Origin of the sequence: Micromonospora sp. WMMD558 (genome assembly GCF_049315255.1) — a bacterium.
Lineage (GTDB): Bacteria > Actinomycetota > Actinomycetes > Mycobacteriales > Micromonosporaceae > Micromonospora.
Genome location: NZ_CP186061.1, coordinates 5,345,725 through 5,365,127, shown reverse-complemented (window position 1 = coordinate 5,365,127; position 19,403 = coordinate 5,345,725). Strand labels below are relative to the sequence as shown.

Here is a 19,403-nt window from a genome sequence, read left to right as displayed (position 1 = left end):
CCTGTTAACGCCTCCGGTAGAGGAAGGGACCCCTGTTAACACCTGTGCAGCACGGTGAGGTCCGTGTCGTGCTCAGCGCGGCACGGGCCTCATCGCGTCACGGACGGGGTGATCCGCGACACGACCACATTCCCATGCAACTGATTGCATGACCATGCAGCCGATTGCTAGCCTTGTCTGCATAGTCATGCGGAGGTGAGTATGGGAATCCGAGTCGCGGTCGCCGGGGCGAGCGGCTACGCCGGGGGCGAGCTGCTGCGCCTGGTCGCCGGGCACCCGGAGTTCGACCTGGTCGCCGCCACCGCGCACAGCCAGGCCGGGCACCGGTTGGACGCCGTACACCCGCAGCTCACCGGGCTGGACCTGGTGCTCACCGCGACCGACCCGGCGGCCCTGGCCGACGCGGACCTGGTCTTCCTGGCCCTGCCGCACGGCGAGTCGGCGGCGCTCGCCGCCCAGCTCCCTCCCCACGTGCGGGTCGTCGACCTCGGCGCCGACCACCGGCTCGCCGACCCGTACGACTGGGCCAACTACTACGGCGGCACCCACGCCGGGCAGTGGACCTACGGCCTGCCCGAGCTCCCCGGCCAGCGGGAGCTGATCGCCGGCGCCACCCGGGTCGCGAACACCGGCTGCTACGCCGCCACGATCACCCTGGCGCTCGCCCCACTGATCGTCGCCGGCGCCGCCCAGCCCGCCGACGTGGTGGTGGTCGCCGCCTCCGGCACCTCGGGCGCCGGCCGGGCCGCCAAGCCCCACCTGCTCGCCAGCGAGGTGATGGGCGACCTGTCGCCCTACCGGGTCGGCGCGCACCAGCACGTCCCGGAGATCAAGCAGGCCACCGGCGCGACGACCCTGTCGTTCACGCCGGTGCTCGCGCCGATGCCCCGCGGCATCCTCGCGACGGTCACCGCCGTGCCCGCCCGGGGTGTCGACCCGCAGGCGGTGCTCGCGGAGGCGTACGCGGACGCGCCGTTCGTGCACGTGTTGCCCGAGGGGCGGTGGCCGCACACCGCCGCCACCCTCGGCTCCAACTCCTGCCACCTCCAGGCCACCGTCGACGTCGACTCCCGCCGGATGATCGTGGTGAGCGCCCTGGACAACCTCGGCAAGGGCGCGGCCGGCCAGGCCGTGCAGAACGCCAACATCATGCTCGGCCTGCCGGAGACCACCGGCCTGTCCGTCTGGGGGACCGCGCCGTGAGCGAATACAGCGAGCGAAGCATCAGGCACGGCAGCGCGGCGCCTCGCGCCGCCGCCGAGCGGAGCGAGGTGGCGGCGTGAGTGTCACCACGCCCCGGGGGTTCCGGGCGGCCGGGGTGGCGGCCGGCCTGAAGGCCAGCGGCGCGGCCGACGTCGCCCTCGTCGTCAACGACGGCCCGGACGCCGGCGTGGCCGGCGTCTTCACCGCCAACCGGGTCAAGGCCGCGCCGGTGCTCTGGACCCAGCAGGTCGTCCACGGCGGCGTGGTCCGGGCGGTGGTGCTCAACTCCGGCGGCGCCAACGCCTGCACCGGCCCCGGCGGCTTCCAGGACTCCCACGCCACCGCCGAGCACACCGCCGCCGCGCTCACCGGGGCCAGCCCCCGGCTGTTGCTCGGCGCCGGCGAGGTCGCGGTCTGCTCCACCGGCCTGATCGGCGAGCGGCTGCCCATGGGCAAGCTGCTCCCCGGCGTCCGCGACGCCGTCCGGGCGCTCGGCCGGGACGGCGGGCCGGCCGCCGCCCAGGCCATCATGACGACCGACACCCGGCCGAAGAACGCCGTCGCCCAGGGCAGCGGCTGGACCGTCGGCGGCATGGCCAAGGGCGCGGGGATGCTCGCCCCGGCGCTGGCCACGATGCTCTGCGTTCTCACCACCGACGCGGTGGCCGGCCCGGAGACCCTGGACGCGGCGCTGCGGGCGGCCTGCCGGGTGACGTTCGACCGGATCGACTCCGACGGCTGCATGTCCACGAACGACACCGTGCTGCTGCTGGCCAGCGGCGCGAGCGGCATCGCGCCCACCGAGGCGGAGCTGACCGCCGCGGTCACCGCCGCGTGCCACGACCTCGCGCAGCAGCTGATCGCCGACGCCGAGGGCGCCACCAAGCAGATCGCGATCGAGGTGGTCGGCGCGGCCCGTGAGGACGACGCGGTCGAGGTCGCCCGCAGCGTGGCCCGCAACAACCTGGTCAAGACCGCGCTGTTCGGCAACGACCCGAACTGGGGACGGATCCTCGCCGCGGTGGGCACCACGGCCGCCGCGTTCGAGCCGGACGCGGTCGACGTGGCCGTCAACGGTGTGTGGGTGTGCCGGGGCGGGGCCGCCGCCGAGGACCGGTCGAAGGTGGACCTGACCGGGCGGGACGTGACCATCCGCATCGACCTGCACGCCGGTGACGCCGAGGCGACCGTCTGGACGAACGACCTGTCGCACGCGTACGTGCACGAGAACTCGGCGTACTCGACATGAGCCTCACCACCGACCTCACCCGCGCCCAGGCCAAGGCCGCGACGCTGATCGAGGCGCTGCCCTGGCTGGCCCGCTTCTCCGGCTCGACCGTCGTGGTCAAGTACGGCGGCAACGCCATGGTCGACCCGGAGCTGCAGCAGGCGTTCGCCGCCGACATGGTGTTCCTGCGCTACGCGGGCCTCAAGCCGGTCGTGGTGCACGGCGGCGGCCCGCAGATCTCGGCCATGCTGGGCCGGCTGGGCATCGACAGCGAGTTCCGGGGCGGGCTGCGGGTGACCACGCCGGAGGCGATGGACGTGGTCCGCATGGTGCTCGTCGGCCAGGTGGGGCGGCAGCTCGTCGGGCTGGTCAACGCGCACGGCCCGTTCGCCGTCGGCCTCTCCGGCGAGGACGCCGGCCTGTTCACCGCCGTCCGGCGGCCCGCGTACGTCGACGGGCAGCCGGTCGACGTCGGCCAGGTCGGCGACGTGGAGTCGGTGGACGTCTCGGCGGTCACCGACCTGATCGCGGCCGGCCGGATCCCGGTGATCTCCACGGTGGCCCCGGACGCGGACGGGGTGCTGCACAACCTCAACGCCGACACGGCCGCCGCCGCGCTGGCGGTCGCCCTGGAGGCCCGCAAGCTCGTCGTCCTCACCGACGTGCCGGGCCTCTACGCCGACTGGCCGGACACGTCGAGCCTGATCAGCGAGATCAGCGACGACGAGCTGGCGAAGCTGCTGCCGTCGCTGGAGTCCGGCATGGTCCCGAAGATGGAGGCGTGCCTGCGGGCGGTGCGCGGGGGAGTGCCCGCCGCGCACGTGGTCGACGGCCGGGTCGCCCATTCCACGCTGCTGGAAGTGTTCACGTCGGAAGGCTTCGGAACGATGGTCGTGAGCGCGGAGCCCGCGGGTCCCGCGGTCGTGACCGAGGAAGGCGTGGTGCCGGCATGAGCACCCTTCTCGACCGCTGGCGGCAGTCCATGATGGACAGCTACGGCACGCCGCCGCTCGCGTTGGTCTCCGGCTCCGGCGCCGTCGTGGTCGACGACGCCGGCCGGGAGTACGTCGACCTGCTCGGCGGCATCGCCGTCAACGCGCTCGGACACGCCCACCCGGCGGTGGTGGCGGCCGTGTCCAAGCAGGTCGCCACCCTCGGGCACGTGTCCAACCTGTACGCCGCCGAACCCCCGGTGGCCCTCGCCGAACTGCTGCTGGCGCTCGCCGGGCGGCCCGGCCGGGTGTTCTTCACCAACTCCGGCGCGGAGGCGAATGAGGCGGCCTTCAAGCTGTCCCGGCTCACCGGGCGCACCCACGTGGTCGCCACCCGGGGCGGCTTCCACGGCCGGACCATGGGCGCGCTGGCGCTCACCGGACAGCCGGCCAAGGCCGACCCGTTCCGGCCCCTCCCGGGCGACGTCACCCACGTCGAGTACGGCGACGCCGCCGCGCTGGCGGCGGTCGTCACCGAGGCGACCGCGATGGTGATCCTGGAGCCGATCCAGGGCGAGAACGGCGTCGTCGTCCCGCCCCCCGGCTACCTGGCCGAGGCCCGGCGGATCACCGCCGCCCACGGCGCCCTGCTGGTGCTCGACGAGGTGCAGACCGGCGTCGGCCGGACCGGGCACTGGTTCGCCCACCAGGCCGACGGCGTCGAGCCGGACGTGGTCACCCTCGCCAAGGGCCTCGGCGGCGGGCTGCCCATCGGCGCCTGCCTGGCCTTCGGCCCGGCCGCCGAACTGCTTGGTCCCGGCTCGCACGGCACGACGTTCGGCGGCAACCCGGTCAGCTGCGCGGCCGCCCTCGCGGTCGTCGCCACCATCGCCAACGAGGGGCTGCTCGACCACGTCAAGCGGATCGGGGAGCGGCTGCGCCGCGGGATCGAGGCGCTCGGCCACTCCCTGGTCATCGAGGTCCGGGGCGCCGGCCTGCTGCTCGGGATCGCGCTCACCGGGCCGGTCGCCGGCACCGTGGCCAGCGCGCTGCGGGACGCCGGTTTCCTGGTCAACGCCGTGCAACCGGACGTGGTCCGGCTCGCCCCGCCGTTGATCCTCGGCGCCGCCCAGGTCGACGCGTTCCTCGCCGCCCTGCCGGCCGCCCTCGACTCCGCCGCGCTCGCCGACGCCGCGCTCGCCACCGCACCGTCGGTCAGCGAGGCCCGCGAGGCCGCCGCACCCGCCGGCCCGGCCGGCTTCGCCGACAGCGCGCCGGCCGTCCTCGGCGGCACCGGCCCGACCTGCCCGGAGGAGACCACATGATCCGGCACTTCCTGCGGGACGACGACCTCTCGCCCACCGAGCAGTCGGCCGTGCTCGGCCTCGCCGCGCGGATGAAGGCCGACCGGTTCGCGTACAAGCCGCTCGCCGGGCCGCGGTCGGTGGCGGTGCTGTTCGACAAGCAGAGCCTGCGCACCCGGATCTCCTTCGACGCCGGCATCGCCGAGCTGGGTGGGCACCCGCTCGTCGTGGACACGCAGGTCACCCACTTCGGTCGCGGGGAGACCCTCGCCGACGCCGGCCGGGTGCTGTCCCGCTACGTGGCGGCGATCGTGCTGCGCACCCACGGCGACGACCGCATCGCCGAGGTCGCCGCCCACGCCACCGTGCCGGTGGTCAACGCGCTCACCGACACCTACCACCCGTGCCAGTTGCTGGCCGACCTGCTCACCGTCCGGGAGCGCCTCGGCGGCACCGCCGGGCGGACCCTCGCCTACGTCGGGGACGCGGGCAACAACATGGCCCACTCGTACCTGCTGGCCGGAGCCATCGCCGGCATGCACGTACGGGTGGCCGGGCCGGCCGGCTTCCAGCCCGACCCGGACGTGCTGGCTCGCGCCGAGAAGATCGCCGCCGGCACCGGCGGGTCGGTCCGCGCCGGAACCGACCCGGTCGGGGCCGCCCGCGGCGCCGACGTGATCGCCACCGACACCTGGACCTCCATGGGCCAGGAGGAGGACGGCCTGGACCGGATCACGCCCTTCCTGCCGTACCAGGTCAACGCCGCGCTCCTCGCGCACGCCGCGCCGCACGCGATCGTGCTGCACTGCCTGCCCGCGCACCGCGGCGAGGAGATCACCGACGAGGTGCTCGACGGCCCGCAGAGCGCGGTCTTCGACCAGGCGGAGAATCGGCTGCACGCCCAGAAGGCGCTGCTGACGTTCCTCCTCGGGGCCGCACCCGCCCCGGACGTGGTGGCGCTGGACGCCACCACCAGGGAGACACCATGACCGCCCCGCTGACCCGGGCCGCCCGCCACGGCCGCATCGTCGAGCTGATCCGCGACAAGGCGATCCACTCGCAGACCGAGCTGGCCGAACTGCTCGCCGGCGAGGGCGTCCAGGTCACCCAGGCCACCCTCTCGCGGGACCTGAAGGAGCTGGGCGCGGTGACCGTCCGCGGCGGCGACGGGCGCGGCGTCTACCTGATCCCCGAGGACGGCCACCGCCCGCTCCGCGAGGCGGAGGCCGCGCCGGCCCGCCTGGTGCGGCTGCTGCGCGAGCTGCTCAACGGGGTCGACTCCAGCGGCAACATCGCCGTGCTGCGCACCCCGCCGGGCGCAGCCCACTACCTGGCCAGCGCGTTGGACCGAGCGGGCCTGCCCGAGGTCGTCGGCACGATCGCCGGCGACGACACCATCCTCGTCGTGGCCCGCGAGGCCGACGGCGGAGCCGCGCTCGGCGACAAGCTCGCCGGCTGGGCCCGCCGCGAAGACAACGTTGAAGGGAGCACCACATCATGACCGAGCGGGTCGTCCTGGCGTACTCCGGAGGGCTGGACACCTCCGTCGCCATTCCGTACCTGGCCGAGCAGACCGGCGCCGAGGTGATCGCGGTGGCGGTCGACGTCGGGCAGGGCGGCGAGGATCTCGACGCGATCCGGCAGCGCGCCCTGGACTGCGGCGCGGTGGAGGCCGAGGTGGTCGACGCGCGCGACGAGTTCGCCGCCGACTACTGCCTGCCGGCCATCCGCGCCAACGCCCTCTACATGGACCGCTACCCGCTGGTCTCCGCGCTGAGCCGCCCGCTGATCGTCAAGCACCTCGTCGCCGCGGCCCGCAAGCACGGCGGCACCATCGTGTCGCACGGCTGCACCGGCAAGGGCAACGACCAGGTCCGCTTCGAGGTCGGTCTGGGCGCGCTCGCCCCCGATCTGAAGATCGTCGCGCCGGCCCGGGACTTCGCCTGGACCCGGGACAAGGCCATCGCCTTCGCCGAGGAGAAGGGCCTGCCGATCGACGTGACGGCGAAGTCGCCGTACTCGATCGACCAGAACCTGTGGGGCCGCGCCGTCGAGACGGGCTTCCTGGAGGACATCTGGAACGGCCCCATCGAGGACCTGTACTCGTACACGTCCGACCCGGCGCAGGAGCGGGACGCCGACGAGGTCGTCATCACCTTCGACGGCGGCAACCCGGTCGCCATCGACGGCGAGACCGTCACCCCGTACCAGGCGGTCCTGGAGCTGAACCGGCGCGCCGGCGCCCAGGGCGTCGGCCGGCTCGACATGGTCGAGGACCGGCTCGTCGGCATCAAGAGCCGCGAGGTGTACGAGGCGCCGGGCGCGATCGCGCTGATCACCGCCCACCAGGAACTGGAGGCGGTCACCGTCGAGCGGGACCTGGCCCGGTTCAAGCGCGGCGTCGACCAGCGCTGGGGCGAGCTGGTCTACGACGGCCTGTGGTTCTCCCCGTTGAAGTACGCGCTGGACGCGTTCATCGACGACGCCCAGCAGCAGGTGTCCGGCGAGGTGCGGCTCACCCTGCACGGTGGACGGGCCACCGTCACCGGCCGGCGGTCCGAGGCCAGCCTCTACGACTTCGGCCTGGCCACCTACGACACCGGCGACACCTTCGACCAGTCGCTCGCCAAGGGTTTCGTGCAGCTGTGGGGTCTGCCCAGCAAGATGGCCGCCGCCCGGGACGCCCGGTTGGGTGGCTCCTGATCGTGGGTGCGAGCGCGAGGAGTGAACGAGCGGAGCGAGTGAGCCCCGCAGTCGGGAGCGGAAGATGAGCGCTGCCACAATGGGCGGGGTGGACGACAAGAGCCTGACCGAGAACACCGCCGCCACCAACCGGACGAGCCTGTGGGGTGGCCGGTTCGCCGGCGGCCCCGCCGAGGCCCTCGCGCGGCTGTCGGTGAGCGTGCAGTTCGACTGGCGCCTCGCCCCGTACGACATCGCGGGTTCCCGGGCGCACGCCCGGGTCCTGGCCGGTGCCGGCCTGCTCGACCCGGAGGAGCTGGGGAGGATCCTGGCGGCGCTGGACGACCTGGAGGCGGCCTGCGCCTCCGGCCAGTTCCGCCCCACCATCGACGACGAGGACGTGCACACCGCGCTGGAACGCGGCCTGCTGGAGCGGCTCGGCAGCCTCGGCGGCAAGCTGCGCGCCGGCCGGTCCCGCAACGACCAGGTCGCCACCGACCTGCGGCTGTACCTGCGGGACCACGCCCGCGGCGTGGCGGCCCGCCTGGTCGAACTCGCCGAGGCGCTGGTCGAGCAGGCCGAGCGGCACGTGGACACCGCCGCGCCCGGCATGACGCACCTCCAGCACGCCCAGCCGGTCACGTTCGGGCACTGGCTGCTCGCCCACGTGCAGCCGCTGCTGCGCGACCTGGAACGCCTGCGCGACTGGGATCACCGCACGGCGATCAGCCCGCTCGGCGCCGGCGCGCTGGCCGGTTCCGGCCTGCCGCTGGACCCGGTGGCGGTCGCCAAGGAGCTGGGCTTCCGCACGTCCTTCGCCAACTCCATGGACGCGGTCGCCGACCGGGACTTCGTCGCCGAGTTCCTCTTCGCCACCGCGCTGATCGGCGTGCACCTGTCCCGCCTCGGCGAGGAGGTGGTGCTGTGGACGTCGCAGGAGTTCGGCTGGGTGGAGCTGGACGACGCCTTCGCCACCGGCTCGTCGATCATGCCGCAGAAGAAGAACGCGGACATCGCCGAGCTGGCCCGGGGGAAGTCCGGCCGGCTGGTCGGCGGGCTGATGAGCGTGCTCACCATGCTCAAGGGCCTGCCGATGACGTACGACCGGGACATGCAGGAGGACAAGGAGCCGGCCTTCGACGCGGTCGACACCCTGGAGCTGCTGCTGCCGGCGCTCGCGGGCATGGTCTCGACGATGACGGTACGCGTCGACCGGCTGGTCGCCGCCGCGCCGGTGGGCTTCTCCCTCGCCACCGAGGTGGCCGACTGGCTGGTCCGCCGGGGCGTGCCGTTCCGGGACGCGCACGAGATCACCGGCAAGCTGGTCGCGCTGTGCGTGGCGCGCGACTGCGCGCTCGACGAGGTCTCCGACGACGACCTCGCGGCGGTCAGCGAGCACCTCGACCCGTCGGTGCGGGACGTCCTCTCGGTGCGTTCCGCCCTGGCGGCCCGGACCACGCCCGGGTCCACCGGCCCCGGTCCGGTCGCCGACCAGCTCGCCGCCGCCGCGGACAAGCTGGCCGGCTGGAAGGAGTGGGCCGCCGAGCGGGTCGTCCCCCGCTGAGCGACCGCCGCACGCTCGTCGCGCGCACGATGTCGCGCAACTTCGGGGAAGCTGTTGCCTCCCGGCCTGGTGAAGCAGCAGGTTCCCCGAAGTTGCCGCCCGACCCGTCCCGAGCTCACCCCGTCGGGCGTTCCCGCTTCGGCAGCTTCGCCACCACCGCGTCGTACGACGCGTCGACGGCGACGGTCAGCTCCTCGTCCTCGATCTCGCCGTCCAGGCGTAGGGTGTTCCACCCGGACCGGCCGATGTACGGCGACGGCTTCGCGTCCGCCGGGTACCGGTGGATCCACTCGTCGGCGACGTCCCGGTTGGGGCCGCACTTCACCCCGATTCTCGGCTCCGCCTCGGCCGAGCCGAGGAAGGCGAAGATCCGGCTACCGACCTTGACCACCTCGTCGCCCTCCCAGGGCTGGTCCAGCCACGCGCCCGGCTTGCCCAGGCAGTACGCCCGCATCTCCTCGCGCTCCACCATGCCTCCCGCCGTCGGCTCTCCTGCCGGTAGTCGTACCCCATCGGGCGGACAGTCCGCAGGTCCGTTCCGTGGCATCGTGATGCCCGTGGTCCTTTGCCACCCGACCAGGACCTGGGGAACGGGTGATGCTCAGCGGGGCGTCGAACCGTGGACGGGCCGGCTGAGCATCACCTGATCATGGTTGCGGGCTCGCGGTGGTACGAGCGCCGTCACCCAGCGCCAGACGCGGTTGACCAGGGCGGCGTACGCGATGCCGAGCGCGATCGATGCGGCGAGGGCGACCAGCGGCAGGTCCCGCAGGTGCGGGTAGACCTGCCAGTGGGTCAGGTAGATGTAGAGCGAGCTGGCAGCGAGGATGCCGGCCACCTTGTTGACCACGGCCAGGCTCGGCACGGTCGGCTTCCAGGTCAGCAGCGCGAAGCCGGCCACGATCAGCGCCTCCCGCCACGGCTGCCCGAAGAAGCCCGGCACGGTGGCCGCGACGGCGGCGGTCACCAGCAGCCGCTGCCGGACGCCGTCGGCCCGGGCGGCCGCCCAGCCGAGCGTGAACAGCCAGCCGGCGACCAGCGCCGACGGCAGGTCGTGGCGGGCGTCGAGGCCGAACACGTCGTACCGGCTGAGGAGCGCGAGCGCGGTCAGCCCCAGCGGGAAGGCGAAGGGATACCGCCGTTCCCAGCGGTCCACCCGGCGCAGCCCGAGCAGCGCGGCCAGGCCCACCAGCAGGTAGACCACCGCCTCGACGAACCAGAAGTGCCAGCCGTCCGGCACGTCGGGCCGGAGGATGCTGTTGACCAGCAGCAGGGTGCTCAGCTCGTACTGGTCGTTGAGCAGCATGACCGCGCCGATCCAGGCGGTCGTCGGCAGCACGATGCGCAGCAGGCTCGCGCCGATCTGCCGCAGCCGGTCGCGCCGGCCGGCGTCGGTGAGCTGGAACCGGGCGAAGTTGAAGCCGGCCACGGCGAGCAGCAGGTGTGCTCCACCGGTGATCGTGAACAGCGGGATGTGCGAGCCGACGATCAGCACGATCGCCGCCGCCCGCAGCGCCACGCTGGTCTCCAGGGAGCGCCGGCGGCGCGGCTCGGGGGAGGCGCACCCCGGATCCCGGTCACGGCCGCGCAGCTCCGCGATCGGCAGGGTGTGCCAGTTCGCCGGCAGGTGCCCCAGCTCCTGCTCCAGCCGCACCGACATCTCGACGTACGACAGGGAGTCGCCGCCGAGGTCGACGAAGCTCAGGTCCGGGGTGACGTCGGTCCGGTCGAGCACCTGCGCGTACAGCTGGCAGAGGTCACCGGCGGCGGCCGGTTCGGCCGCCGGGGCCTCGACCCCGGCGGCGGCCAGCCCGCGCAGCGCCGCCAGGTCCGGCTTGCCCGAGGCGAGCCGGGGCAGCTCGGCGAGCACGAGAATCCGCACCGCCCGGGGCGGCAGCCTCACCTCGTCGGCGACCAGGCGGCGGAGCCGGCGAGGGTCGCCCGCGCCGGCCACTGCCACGATCAGCTCGTCGTCCCCGCCCACGCAGGTCGCGGTGATCCCGTGCGCGGCCAGCAGCGCGTCGATCTGCTGCGGGTCGATCCGCAGCCCCAGGATCTTGGCGAACCGGCTGCGCCGGCCGACGATCTCCCACAGGCCCTCCGGCGTCCGCCGGGCCAGGTCACCGGTGTGCAGCTCGTCGACGGTGCGGCCGAGCGCCAGGTCGGCGGGGGAGTGCGCGTACCCGAGCATGACGTTCGGGCCGGAGTACACCAGCTCGCCGGCGTCCGGGTCGGGATGGTCGGCGACCGGGGCGAGCCGGAACGCGCCGCCGGGCACCGGCACGCCGATCGCCGCCGGGTGGTCGAGGGCCAGATCCGGCGGGAGGTACGCCATCCGGGCGGTCGCCTCGGTCTGGCCGTACATGACGAAGAGGTCCCAGCCGGCGCGGCGGCCCAGCTCGGCGTACCGGCGCACCCGGTCCGGGGCGAGCCGGCCGCCGGCCTGGGTGACGTAGCGCAGGTGCGGCAGGTCCATCGCGGCGAAGCCGACCCGGTCCAGCAGGTCGAAGGTGTACGGCACCCCGGCGAACGTGGTTGCCCGGGTGTCCCGGAACAGCTCCCAGAAGCAGGTGTCGGCGACCGACAGGTCGGTCAGCACCAGTGCGGCGCCCCGGACCAGGTGGCTGTTGACCACCGACAGGCCGTAGCAGTAGTGCAGGGGCAGGGTGGTGGCCGCCCGGTCGGTGTCCCGGATGCCCAGGTAGCCGGCGATCGACTCCGCGTTGGCCTGGAGGTTCGCCTGCGACAGCCGGACCAGCTTCGGTGAGCCGGTCGAGCCGGAGGTGCTGAGCAGCAGCGCCAGCTCCGGGTGCAGGTCGTGCGCCGACGCCGCCCGGCGGTGCTCGACCCGCCAGCCGCCGTCGGCCGGGCCGACCACCACGTCCGGGTCGTACGCGTCGACCAGGCCGCTGAGCGCCGCGTCGTGCCCGCCGGGCACCAGCAGCACGGGGTGGCCGGCGTGCAGGGCGGCCAGGTACGCGACCAGCGAGTCGACCGTGTTCGCGCCGACCACCAGCACCAGCCGTCGGCCGGCGCCCAGCCGCCGGGCCGTGACGGCGACCCGCTCGGCGAGGTCGGCGTAGGAGATCTGCCCGTCCCGGGTGACGATCGCGGGACGGCCGCCGTGGGCGGCCAGGTCGCGAACGAACGGCACCGCCCCGACGGCCGGGACCAGGGAGGACAGGGGTGTCACGGGCACCAACTCTAAGGTAAGGCTGGCCTTGCTTCCTAGTGTCGGGCGACCGCCGTCACGGCCGGATAGGGTCGCAGCCGTGGTGACCCGACCCGACCGACGCCCCGCTGCCCTCGCGGAGCTTGCCGACCTGCTCGCCGGGCCGGTGGTGCCGGCCGCCCGCGGCCTGCTCGGCGCCCGACTGTCCGCCGGCGGGGTCACCGTCCGCATCACCGAGGTGGAGGCGTACGCCGGCACGGCCGGTGATCCCGCCTCGCACGCCCACCGGGGCCGCACGCCCCGCAATGCGGTGATGTTCGGGCCGGCCGGGCACGCCTACGTCTACTTCACCTACGGCATGCACTGGTGCATGAACGTGGTGACCGGGCCGGACGGGGAGGCCTCGGCGGTGCTGCTGCGGGCCGGCGAGGTGGTCGACGGCCTCGACGTCGCCCGGGCGCGGCGCCCCGCCGTACGCCGGGCCGTGGATCTCGCGCGCGGGCCGGCCCGGCTCTGCGCGGCGCTGGGGATCGACCGGTCGGTGTACGGCGCTCACCTGCTCGGCGACGGCCCGGTCCGGCTGCTGCCGCCGGCCGAACCGGTGCCGGAGGAGGCCGTCACGGCCGGGCCGCGGGTCGGGGTGACCGGCGCGCACGACGTGCCGTGGCGGTTCTGGATCACCGGCGACCCGACCGTCAGCACCTACCGCCGACACGTCCCCCGCCGGCGCGGCCAGCCGGTCGACACCGAGTTATCGGCGTGACCGAGTCGACCCCATGACCGCCCTGGGCCGAACACGTCTCGGGCTGGATGAGGGATCGGAAGACTGGCCGGCAATTTCCGCTGATCCCGGGCCGGGCACCCGTGCGATAGCGTGTGGCCCCATGGGATCGGTGGACCTGGTCTTGGCCGTCGTGGCCGCTGCGGCCAACCTGGCCGTGGCCGCCGTGCTGCTCGCCAGGAGCGGTGGCGGCACGGCGGTGCCTCGGATCTTCGGCCGCCCGCAGCCCTTCCCGCGCCTGCGGGCCGCGATGCACGCCTGTCTGGGGCTGGGGATGGGCGTCGGCTGGCTCGTCAAGGACATCTTTCCGCCTCACTCCATGGGCGACGTGGTGCTGTTCAACGTGATAAGGATCCTGCTGGTGGCTGGCCTCGTCACCGCCCTGCTGGCTGCCTTCCTGCACGGGCGATCCAGCCGTGACGAGGCTGCCCGCTAGTGCGGTGGCCGCCTCGCGGCGTCGAGATCAAGCAGGTGCCCGGACCAGCCACTACCGCCGCCGAGGGCAGACTGAATACCAGCCGCGTCTACATGGCCAACCCGGGCTGTCGTACAAGCCGCCGTTCTGTTGTCACCGCTCGTGCGGGTTTGCTGATGACACGGCGCCACGATAGAAGTCGATGACTGCCTCACGGAGCCCGGGAGTGACTGCGAGCGTCACGACGGACGCGATGTCGTGGTCGCGGCCATCCTGGTACGTCACGCTCGATCGCGTAGTCGAGGTCCGAGACGGGGTCGCGGTCACCCTTGACGGTCAGGGCACCAGGCGACCGGTGACGCATCGCGGCCGTCGCGCGCGCCATCGCTTCCAGCGCGATGGGCAGCAGGTCGCGGTACTCGCTCACAGCAGCTGTCCGCGTTGCCACTGCGACTCGAAGACCTGCTCGAACACGGTGTACAGGCCGGCGCCCGCCTGGTCCTGGCGGATGACGAAGGCGGGGGAGTCGACTCCCCGAGTCTCGGCGAGGTGGGGCTGCGCCACACACAGATCGTCCACGAGCAGGATGTTGAACCGGAGTCCCGCCACAACGCCTGCCGCGCGGACCGCAGGCAGCTCCAGTGACCGTGCCTCGTTGGGTCATCCACCTGCCGACCACGTTGACCAGCCCCGAAGGCGCGATCATCCTCGCCACGGCACTGCGCGACTCGCTCGATCACGTCAGCGCGATCGACTTCGGCGAGACCACGCTCAGCGAGGAGGACCGCCAGTTCCTGCGTACCCGTGTCTGGTGTGACGCCCGGATCGACGGTGCCGGCCGCTGCCGGCGACGCGACGGCCACGACGGACCGTGCCGGTCACGCTAGGCCGCACCACGATCGTGCCGCCGTGTCCGGTCTGCGTGCGTATCGGCCCGTCCGGGTCGCGGAGGACGGCGGCCGGGCGGGTGAGTCGTCGGAGGATCGCCCACCGGCCCTTCCGTGTGCCCCGTTTGCCCGGTGCGGCACCGGGAATGCGACCGTGCGCCAGCCGGTGCGCCGCCGCCCCAGCGGCCTTCCCATCCTCGGCGACGGGCCCTCGGAAGGAGAGACCCGGTGGACAGTACGGAGTTCCTCAACGCGGTGGCGGAGCGGGCCGGACTGCCGCTCCCCGAGGCGGCGACGGTCACCCGCGCCACCCTCACGACGTTGACGGCGCGGGTCAGCGGTGAACAGGCCCGCGGCCTGGCCGCGCAGCTCCCCGAGGAGTTCCAGGGGTACCTGCGCAAGGAGGTGGACTTCGCCGAGCCGCTCGATCTGGTGCAGTTCCTCACCGAGATCCAGGCCCGCACGGGACTGGACGGCGATCGCGCCGCCGTCACTGCCCGGGCCGTGCTGACCACCCTGTGCGAGGCGGTCAGCGCCGACGAGCGCGACGACCTGGTCGCGGAACTGCCGAAGGACTTCCGGCGGCTGCTCCGGCCGGCGGCTCGCGTCCAAGGGTGATCCGCCGGCCCGGCGACGCCGGGAGGCCACCCTCAGCCGAGTCGGGCGGCGGCCCGTCCGGCGAGGTCGCGCACGCGGGCCGGGTCCGACGGGTACGCCCGGACCGTGGTCACGATGTCCCCGACGCGGACGACGGCGATGTGGTCGATCTGTGGCTCCGTGCTGTCCGCCGGAGTCTGTTCCTGCTTGAGGAGCAGGGACTCGTCGCCGGCGATGCCCGTGTCAACGACGGTGACCCGGATGGCCGGCCCGTCCGAGGCGGCCTCCCCGCACCGGTCGACGGCGGCGCGGACGTCGGTCAGGTTCTCGTCGCCCCAGCCGGTCTCGTACCGCTCCACGATCTGGAAGGCGCTGGTGGCGGCGTCGCCGTCGCCCGACCGGTAGGCGACCGTCTCGACGGAGTCCTGGTGCGGCAGTGAGGGGAACTGGTTCGACCGGTACGCCGCGCAGATGCCGTCCCAGAATCCCCAGAACCACATGTCCGGGTTCTGGATCTGCTCCGCCTCGAACGGACGCCAGGTGCCCGGACCGAGTTCGTCGGGCTGGAGTAGCCCGGCAGCGTCCCCGGTGGGCCCCGGCCGGGACGGCGACGGCGTCGGGGTGGGCGGCGTCGGGGCCGGCACGGTGGCGGTCGGTGTCGGGCCGGCCGGGGGTGCGACGCCGTCGGGCCGGGACGGCCACGCGGTCGCGCCGAGGCCGGCGGCCGCGGTGGTGACGGCCAGGACACCGGCCCCCGCCGCGAGCGCCGTGCGCCGGGTGCGCTGCCGGCCGCGCCGGCGCACCTGCTCGGCGGCGGCGAAGTCGGCCGGGGGCCGGGCGCCGCGCATCCCGGCGAAGAGCGTATCGAGCTGATCAGACACGGCTCTCCTCCTCAAGGTCGATGCCGAGCAGCCCGGCGAGCGCGCGGCGACCGCGCGCGAGCCGGGCCTTCACGGTGCCCTCGGGTGCCCCCGTCTCCCGGGCGACGGCCGAGACCGGCAGGTCGCAGAGGTGGTGCAGCACGATGGCGGTGCGTTGCTCGACCGGGAGCCGGGCGAGCGCGGTGACGAGCGCGACACTGTCCGGGTTGGGTCCCGGCAGGTCGTCGGGGGGGCCGGCCCGCCGGTGGGCGAAGACGGCGTTGCGGGCCCGGCGCCACCGGCTCACCGCGATCCGCCGGGCCACGGTGCGCATCCACGCCTCGGGGGCGTCGTACTCCCGCACCGTCGACCAGCGTTGCCAGGCCCGGGCGTACGCCTCGTGCAGCACGTCCTGGGCCTCGGCGGCGTTTCCGGTCAGGGCGTAGAGGAACTCGAAGAGCCGCTGCCGGGTCGCGCGGTAGAACGCGTCGAACGAGCTCTGCGGGTCCTCCGCCGTGGTGGCGGCGGTGTCAACCTCCGGCATCGGATCCCCTCCCCTCTCGGCCCGTCGACCCGGCCTGCGGGCGGCCGGCGTGACACCCCCACTGACGCCCGGCCGGTAGCGGCGGTTGCATCGGTGCGAACAAGAGTCCCGGCGGGGTTCCCCGAATCGAAATTGACATCTAACATATCAGTTGTGGATCTCAAGCCGGTGGGCCGGACGCTCCTGCGCGACCAGGCGTACGTCGCCATCAAGACGGCGATCGTCGCCGGGACGCTCGCGCCCGGCCAGGTCGTCCGCGACCGCGACCTCGCCGAACGGCTGGGTTTCTCCCGGGCGCCGGTCCGCGACGCGCTCGCGCGGCTCGCCGACGAAGGGCTGGTCGAATCCAAGCCGCAGAGCCACACCCGGGTGACGCCGCTCATCCTCCGCGACGTCCGCGACGCCCTGGTGGTCGTGCGGACCATGCACGAGCTGGCGGCCCGGTCGGCCGTTCCCCGGCTGAGCGGCGACGACCTCGCCACCATGCGCGCGGCCAACGCCGAGTTCGCCGGCGCCGTGCGGAGGGGCGACGTGGAGCGCGCGCTGCGCGCCGACGACACCCTGCACGACGTGCTGGTGGCCGCCTGCGGCAACCGGGCGGTCGCCGCGACGATCGACCGTTACACCCCGCTCATCCGACGGCTCGAACGGCAACGGTTCACGACCCTGCCCGGGGAGGGGTCGGTACGCCGGCACGAGGAGCTGATCCGGGCGTGCGCGTCCGGCGCCCCCGAAGCCGCCGCCGACATCACCGCCACCATCTGGTCCAGCCTCGACGAGATCCTTCAGGCCGATCTCGCGGACGAAGCCGTCCGGGCACCCCACGAGCCTCCCCAGGAGATGCCATGACCCCCGCACTCGACTCCTTCGCCCGGTACCCTCTGCTCTTCGGCGCCTCCCCGGTGCACCCGCTGGAGCGGCTCACCGCGCACCTCGGCGGCGCGTCGGTGTGGGCGAAGCGGGAGGACTGCAACTCCGGCATCGCGTTCGGCGGCAACAAGACCCGCAAGCTGGAGTACCTGGTCGCCGACGCGCTCGCGCAGGGCTGCGACACGCTGGTGTCGATCGGCGGCGTGCAGTCCAACCACACCCGGCAGGTCGCGGCGGTGGCGGCCCGGGTCGGCCTGCGCTGCGTCCTCGTGCAGGAGAGCTGGGTGGACTGGCCGGACGCCGGCTACGACAAGGTCGGCAACATTCTGCTGTCCCGGCTGGCCGGCGCGGACGTCCGCCTGGTCCGGGCGGGCTTCGGCATCGGCGTCAAGGAGAGCTGGCAGCGGGCGCTCCGCGAGATCGAGGAGGCCGGCGGCAAGCCGTACGCGATCCCGGCCGGCGGCTCCGACCACCGGCTCGGCGGCCTCGGCTTCGCCCGGTGGGCGTACGAGGTGGCCGAGCAGGAACGCGAGCTGGGCGTCTTCTTCGACACGATCGTCGTCTGCTCGGTGACCGGGAGCACCCAGGCCGGCATGGTCGCCGGCTTCGCCGCCCTGCAGGCCGCGGGCGGCCGGCCCCGCCGGGTCGTCGGCGTGGACGGCTCCGCCAAGCCGAAGGAGACCTGGGACCAGGTGGCCCGGATCGCCCGCGACACGGCCGCCCTCATCGGGCTCGACCGTCCCCTCGCGGACGACGAGATCGTCCTCGACGAGCGCTACCACGGCGGCACGTACGGCATCCCGGACGAGCGCACCCTGGACGCCATGCGCACGGCCGCGCGGACGGAGGGGATGATCACCGACCCGGTCTACGAGGGGAAGTCGATGGCCGGTCTCGTCGACCTGGTCAGTACCGGTGAGATCGGTCGGGACTCGACCGTGCTCTACGCCCACCTCGGCGGCCAGCCCGCGCTCAACGGCTACAGCGCGCTGTTCTCCTGAGACCGTCGCCAGGCCGGGTGCTTCGCTCACCCCAGCGAGGTGGCGATCTCGATCGCCGCCAGCTTGGTGAGGTCGCCCTCGAGGCGGTAGCTCACCCCGTCGGTCTCCCAGATGAGGGTCGAGGCGGCGAGCCGGGCGGTCTCCACGCGCGGCGTGCCCGTGCGATCCACGTACACCAGTTCGTGCGGCCCGCCGACCCAGACGGCGCTGCCGTCACCGACCTGGACCCAGTCCACCCCTGGTCCGCCGGCCTGCTTCTGAAAGACCGGGTCGAGACGACCGTCGAACGCGTCGATCCGCAGCGTGCCGTCGCGATAGAGCAGGGTCGCGACCCGGTACGTCCCCGTGTCGTCTCGATCGGCCACCAGCACCTGCTCGGGCGGGCCCAGCTTCGCCGGCAGGCGGATCGGGAAGCGGACCTTGTCCTGTGCCTCGGTCAGGGCGGCGGGCCGCTGCGACGGCAACGGCACGGACGTCGTGGTGGGAAGCGCCCGTCCGGGAGACGTGGCGATGGCGACCCCGGCGAACCTCAGCAGCTCCGCCACGGCGTCGGCGAGGGCGGCCCGCCCCGGGGGCAGCGCCATGGCGAGCAGGGCGGCGAGCGCGGCGGCCAGACAGTAGCGCCACCGGCGCCGGCGGGCCGCCGGCGCGGCGAGCCGCGCGCGTACCCGGGCGGCCACCTCGGGCGGGTCAGGTGTCTCCAGCCAGCCGGAGAGTTCGCGCAGCTCCTTCTCGAGGTCATCCATTGCGGACCTCGGCGAGGTCGAGCAGGCTGCGAAGTTTCTTCAGGGCCCGCGACATCCGCGACTTCACCGTGCCCCGGGGCCAGCCCAGCACCGCCCCGGTCTCCTCCTCGTTGAGATCGAGGAAGAACCGGCAGACGATGACCTCGCGGTCCTTCACCGGCAGCCGGCGTAACGCCTGGACCAGCGTGGCGCGGCGTTCCGCGGCCAGGACGGTGTCGACGGCGACGTCCCCGGTGACCTCCGGTGCCGGGTTGCTCGTCGCGGCGCGGAGGGCGAGCCCGTCCCGGCGGATGCGCGACCGGTGCAGGTTGCGGGTCTCGTTGGCGACGATGGCCAGCAGCCAGGAGCGGAAGGAGGACTCGCCCCGGTAGCGGGAGAGGCTGCGGAAGGCCTTCACGAACGCCTCCTGGATGGTGTCCTCGGCATCCGCGCCCGCGCCGAGGAGCACCGCGGTCCGGTACGCGGACGCGGTGTGCCGGGCGACCAGGAGTTCGTACGCCTCCAGGTCACCTGCCCGGGCGCGGGTGACGAGATCCTCGTCGTCCAGTGGGAACCTCCGGTGGGGACGACCTCATGACACCGCCCGGCGCGATCGGGTTCCACCTGGCCGACCGGAA

Annotated in this window: 21 protein-coding genes; 14 read left to right on the top strand and 7 right to left on the bottom strand. The window is 73.7% G+C overall.

The window, feature by feature from the left end:
- The first annotated feature begins 201 nt into the window (after window positions 1-201).
- The 8 genes from argC to argH all read left to right on the top strand — a co-directional run bounded on the left by argC (window position 202) and on the right by argH (window position 8,913).
- On the top strand, window positions 202-1,203 hold the full coding sequence (gene argC, locus ACN26Y_RS25560; RefSeq protein WP_422733655.1) for an N-acetyl-gamma-glutamyl-phosphate reductase: 1,002 nt from the start codon (window positions 202-204) through the stop codon (window positions 1,201-1,203).
- A 76-nt stretch (window positions 1,204-1,279) separates the two neighbouring features.
- Window positions 1,280-2,452 carry a bifunctional glutamate N-acetyltransferase/amino-acid acetyltransferase ArgJ gene (gene argJ, locus ACN26Y_RS25555; protein WP_422733654.1) on the top strand — a complete coding sequence of 391 codons (1,173 nt, stop codon included), beginning with the start codon at window positions 1,280-1,282 and terminating at the stop codon, window positions 2,450-2,452.
- Window positions 2,449-3,384, top strand: coding sequence for an acetylglutamate kinase (gene argB / locus ACN26Y_RS25550; protein WP_155332703.1), 936 nt, complete (start codon window positions 2,449-2,451; stop codon window positions 3,382-3,384). The genes argJ and argB overlap by 4 nt, the downstream gene beginning before the upstream one ends.
- Window positions 3,381-4,688 (top strand): acetylornithine transaminase, encoded by a 1,308-nt coding sequence (locus tag ACN26Y_RS25545; protein ID WP_155332702.1) that lies wholly within the window; start codon window positions 3,381-3,383, stop codon window positions 4,686-4,688. The genes argB and ACN26Y_RS25545 overlap by 4 nt, the downstream gene beginning before the upstream one ends.
- Entirely contained in the window at window positions 4,685-5,656 is a 972-nt protein-coding gene (gene argF / locus ACN26Y_RS25540; protein ID WP_155332701.1) for an ornithine carbamoyltransferase, read from the top strand. Before ACN26Y_RS25545 ends, argF begins: the two co-directional genes overlap by 4 nt.
- Entirely contained in the window at window positions 5,653-6,168 is a 516-nt protein-coding gene (locus tag ACN26Y_RS25535) for an arginine repressor (protein WP_422733653.1), read from the top strand. The genes argF and ACN26Y_RS25535 overlap by 4 nt, the downstream gene beginning before the upstream one ends.
- Window positions 6,165-7,370: an argininosuccinate synthase gene (locus ACN26Y_RS25530; protein ID WP_155332699.1), complete on the top strand. Its 1,206-nt coding sequence runs from the start codon at window positions 6,165-6,167 to the stop codon at window positions 7,368-7,370. Before ACN26Y_RS25535 ends, ACN26Y_RS25530 begins: the two co-directional genes overlap by 4 nt.
- A 79-nt stretch (window positions 7,371-7,449) precedes the next feature.
- Window positions 7,450-8,913, top strand: coding sequence for an argininosuccinate lyase (argH, locus tag ACN26Y_RS25525; RefSeq protein WP_155334291.1), 1,464 nt, complete (start codon window positions 7,450-7,452; stop codon window positions 8,911-8,913).
- Window positions 8,914-9,028: 115 nt separating this feature from the next.
- On the opposite strand, the gene ACN26Y_RS25520 is transcribed toward argH, so the two are convergent.
- Window positions 9,029-9,385, bottom strand: a complete 357-nt coding sequence (locus ACN26Y_RS25520) for an MmcQ/YjbR family DNA-binding protein (RefSeq protein WP_230688776.1) — start codon at window positions 9,383-9,385, stop codon at window positions 9,029-9,031.
- 129 nt (window positions 9,386-9,514) lie between these two features.
- On the bottom strand, window positions 9,515-12,112 hold the full coding sequence (locus tag ACN26Y_RS25515) for an AMP-binding protein (RefSeq protein ID WP_155332698.1): 2,598 nt from the start codon (window positions 12,110-12,112) through the stop codon (window positions 9,515-9,517).
- Between the two features lie 76 nt (window positions 12,113-12,188).
- Between ACN26Y_RS25515 and ACN26Y_RS25510 the strand changes: the two genes are divergently transcribed.
- Together ACN26Y_RS25510 and ACN26Y_RS25505 are read left to right on the top strand one after the other, a co-directional pair.
- Window positions 12,189-12,848, top strand: a complete 660-nt coding sequence (locus ACN26Y_RS25510; protein ID WP_155334289.1) for a DNA-3-methyladenine glycosylase — start codon at window positions 12,189-12,191, stop codon at window positions 12,846-12,848.
- Between the two features lie 121 nt (window positions 12,849-12,969).
- The gene (locus tag ACN26Y_RS25505) at window positions 12,970-13,302 is read left to right on the top strand and encodes a hypothetical protein (protein ID WP_155332697.1); all 333 of its coding nucleotides are present in this window, start codon (window positions 12,970-12,972) and stop codon (window positions 13,300-13,302) included.
- 402 nt (window positions 13,303-13,704) lie between these two features.
- On the opposite strand, the gene ACN26Y_RS25500 is transcribed toward ACN26Y_RS25505, so the two are convergent.
- A complete protein-coding gene (locus tag ACN26Y_RS25500; RefSeq protein WP_422733652.1) occupies window positions 13,705-13,860 on the bottom strand; it encodes a DUF5919 domain-containing protein in 156 nt (51 codons plus the stop codon).
- A gap of 62 nt (window positions 13,861-13,922) precedes the next feature.
- Between ACN26Y_RS25500 and ACN26Y_RS25495 the strand changes: the two genes are divergently transcribed.
- Together ACN26Y_RS25495 and ACN26Y_RS25490 are read left to right on the top strand one after the other, a co-directional pair.
- A complete protein-coding gene (locus tag ACN26Y_RS25495; protein WP_422733651.1) occupies window positions 13,923-14,168 on the top strand; it encodes a hypothetical protein in 246 nt (81 codons plus the stop codon).
- 228 nt (window positions 14,169-14,396) lie between these two features.
- A complete protein-coding gene (locus tag ACN26Y_RS25490; protein ID WP_422733650.1) occupies window positions 14,397-14,786 on the top strand; it encodes a DUF2267 domain-containing protein in 390 nt (129 codons plus the stop codon).
- A gap of 32 nt (window positions 14,787-14,818) precedes the next feature.
- On the opposite strand, the gene ACN26Y_RS25485 is transcribed toward ACN26Y_RS25490, so the two are convergent.
- Window positions 14,819-15,646: a hypothetical protein gene (locus tag ACN26Y_RS25485; protein WP_422733649.1), complete on the bottom strand. Its 828-nt coding sequence runs from the start codon at window positions 15,644-15,646 to the stop codon at window positions 14,819-14,821.
- Complete coding sequence (locus ACN26Y_RS25480; protein WP_422733648.1) at window positions 15,639-16,169, bottom strand: SigE family RNA polymerase sigma factor; 531 nt, start codon at window positions 16,167-16,169, stop codon at window positions 15,639-15,641. Before ACN26Y_RS25480 ends, ACN26Y_RS25485 begins: the two co-directional genes overlap by 8 nt.
- Window positions 16,170-16,322: 153 nt before the next feature.
- Between ACN26Y_RS25480 and ACN26Y_RS25475 the strand changes: the two genes are divergently transcribed.
- Both ACN26Y_RS25475 and ACN26Y_RS25470 read left to right on the top strand, forming a co-directional pair.
- Complete coding sequence (locus ACN26Y_RS25475) at window positions 16,323-17,018, top strand: GntR family transcriptional regulator (protein WP_230688775.1); 696 nt, start codon at window positions 16,323-16,325, stop codon at window positions 17,016-17,018.
- A complete protein-coding gene (locus tag ACN26Y_RS25470; protein WP_155332691.1) occupies window positions 17,015-18,040 on the top strand; it encodes a 1-aminocyclopropane-1-carboxylate deaminase in 1,026 nt (341 codons plus the stop codon). The genes ACN26Y_RS25475 and ACN26Y_RS25470 overlap by 4 nt, the downstream gene beginning before the upstream one ends.
- A 26-nt stretch (window positions 18,041-18,066) precedes the next feature.
- On the opposite strand, the gene ACN26Y_RS25465 is transcribed toward ACN26Y_RS25470, so the two are convergent.
- Both ACN26Y_RS25465 and ACN26Y_RS25460 read right to left on the bottom strand, forming a co-directional pair.
- Entirely contained in the window at window positions 18,067-18,786 is a 720-nt protein-coding gene (locus ACN26Y_RS25465; RefSeq protein ID WP_155332690.1) for a hypothetical protein, read from the bottom strand.
- Complete coding sequence (locus tag ACN26Y_RS25460) at window positions 18,779-19,234, bottom strand: RNA polymerase sigma factor (protein ID WP_422733647.1); 456 nt, start codon at window positions 19,232-19,234, stop codon at window positions 18,779-18,781. The genes ACN26Y_RS25465 and ACN26Y_RS25460 overlap by 8 nt, the downstream gene beginning before the upstream one ends.
- Window positions 19,235-19,403: the final 169 nt, after the last annotated feature.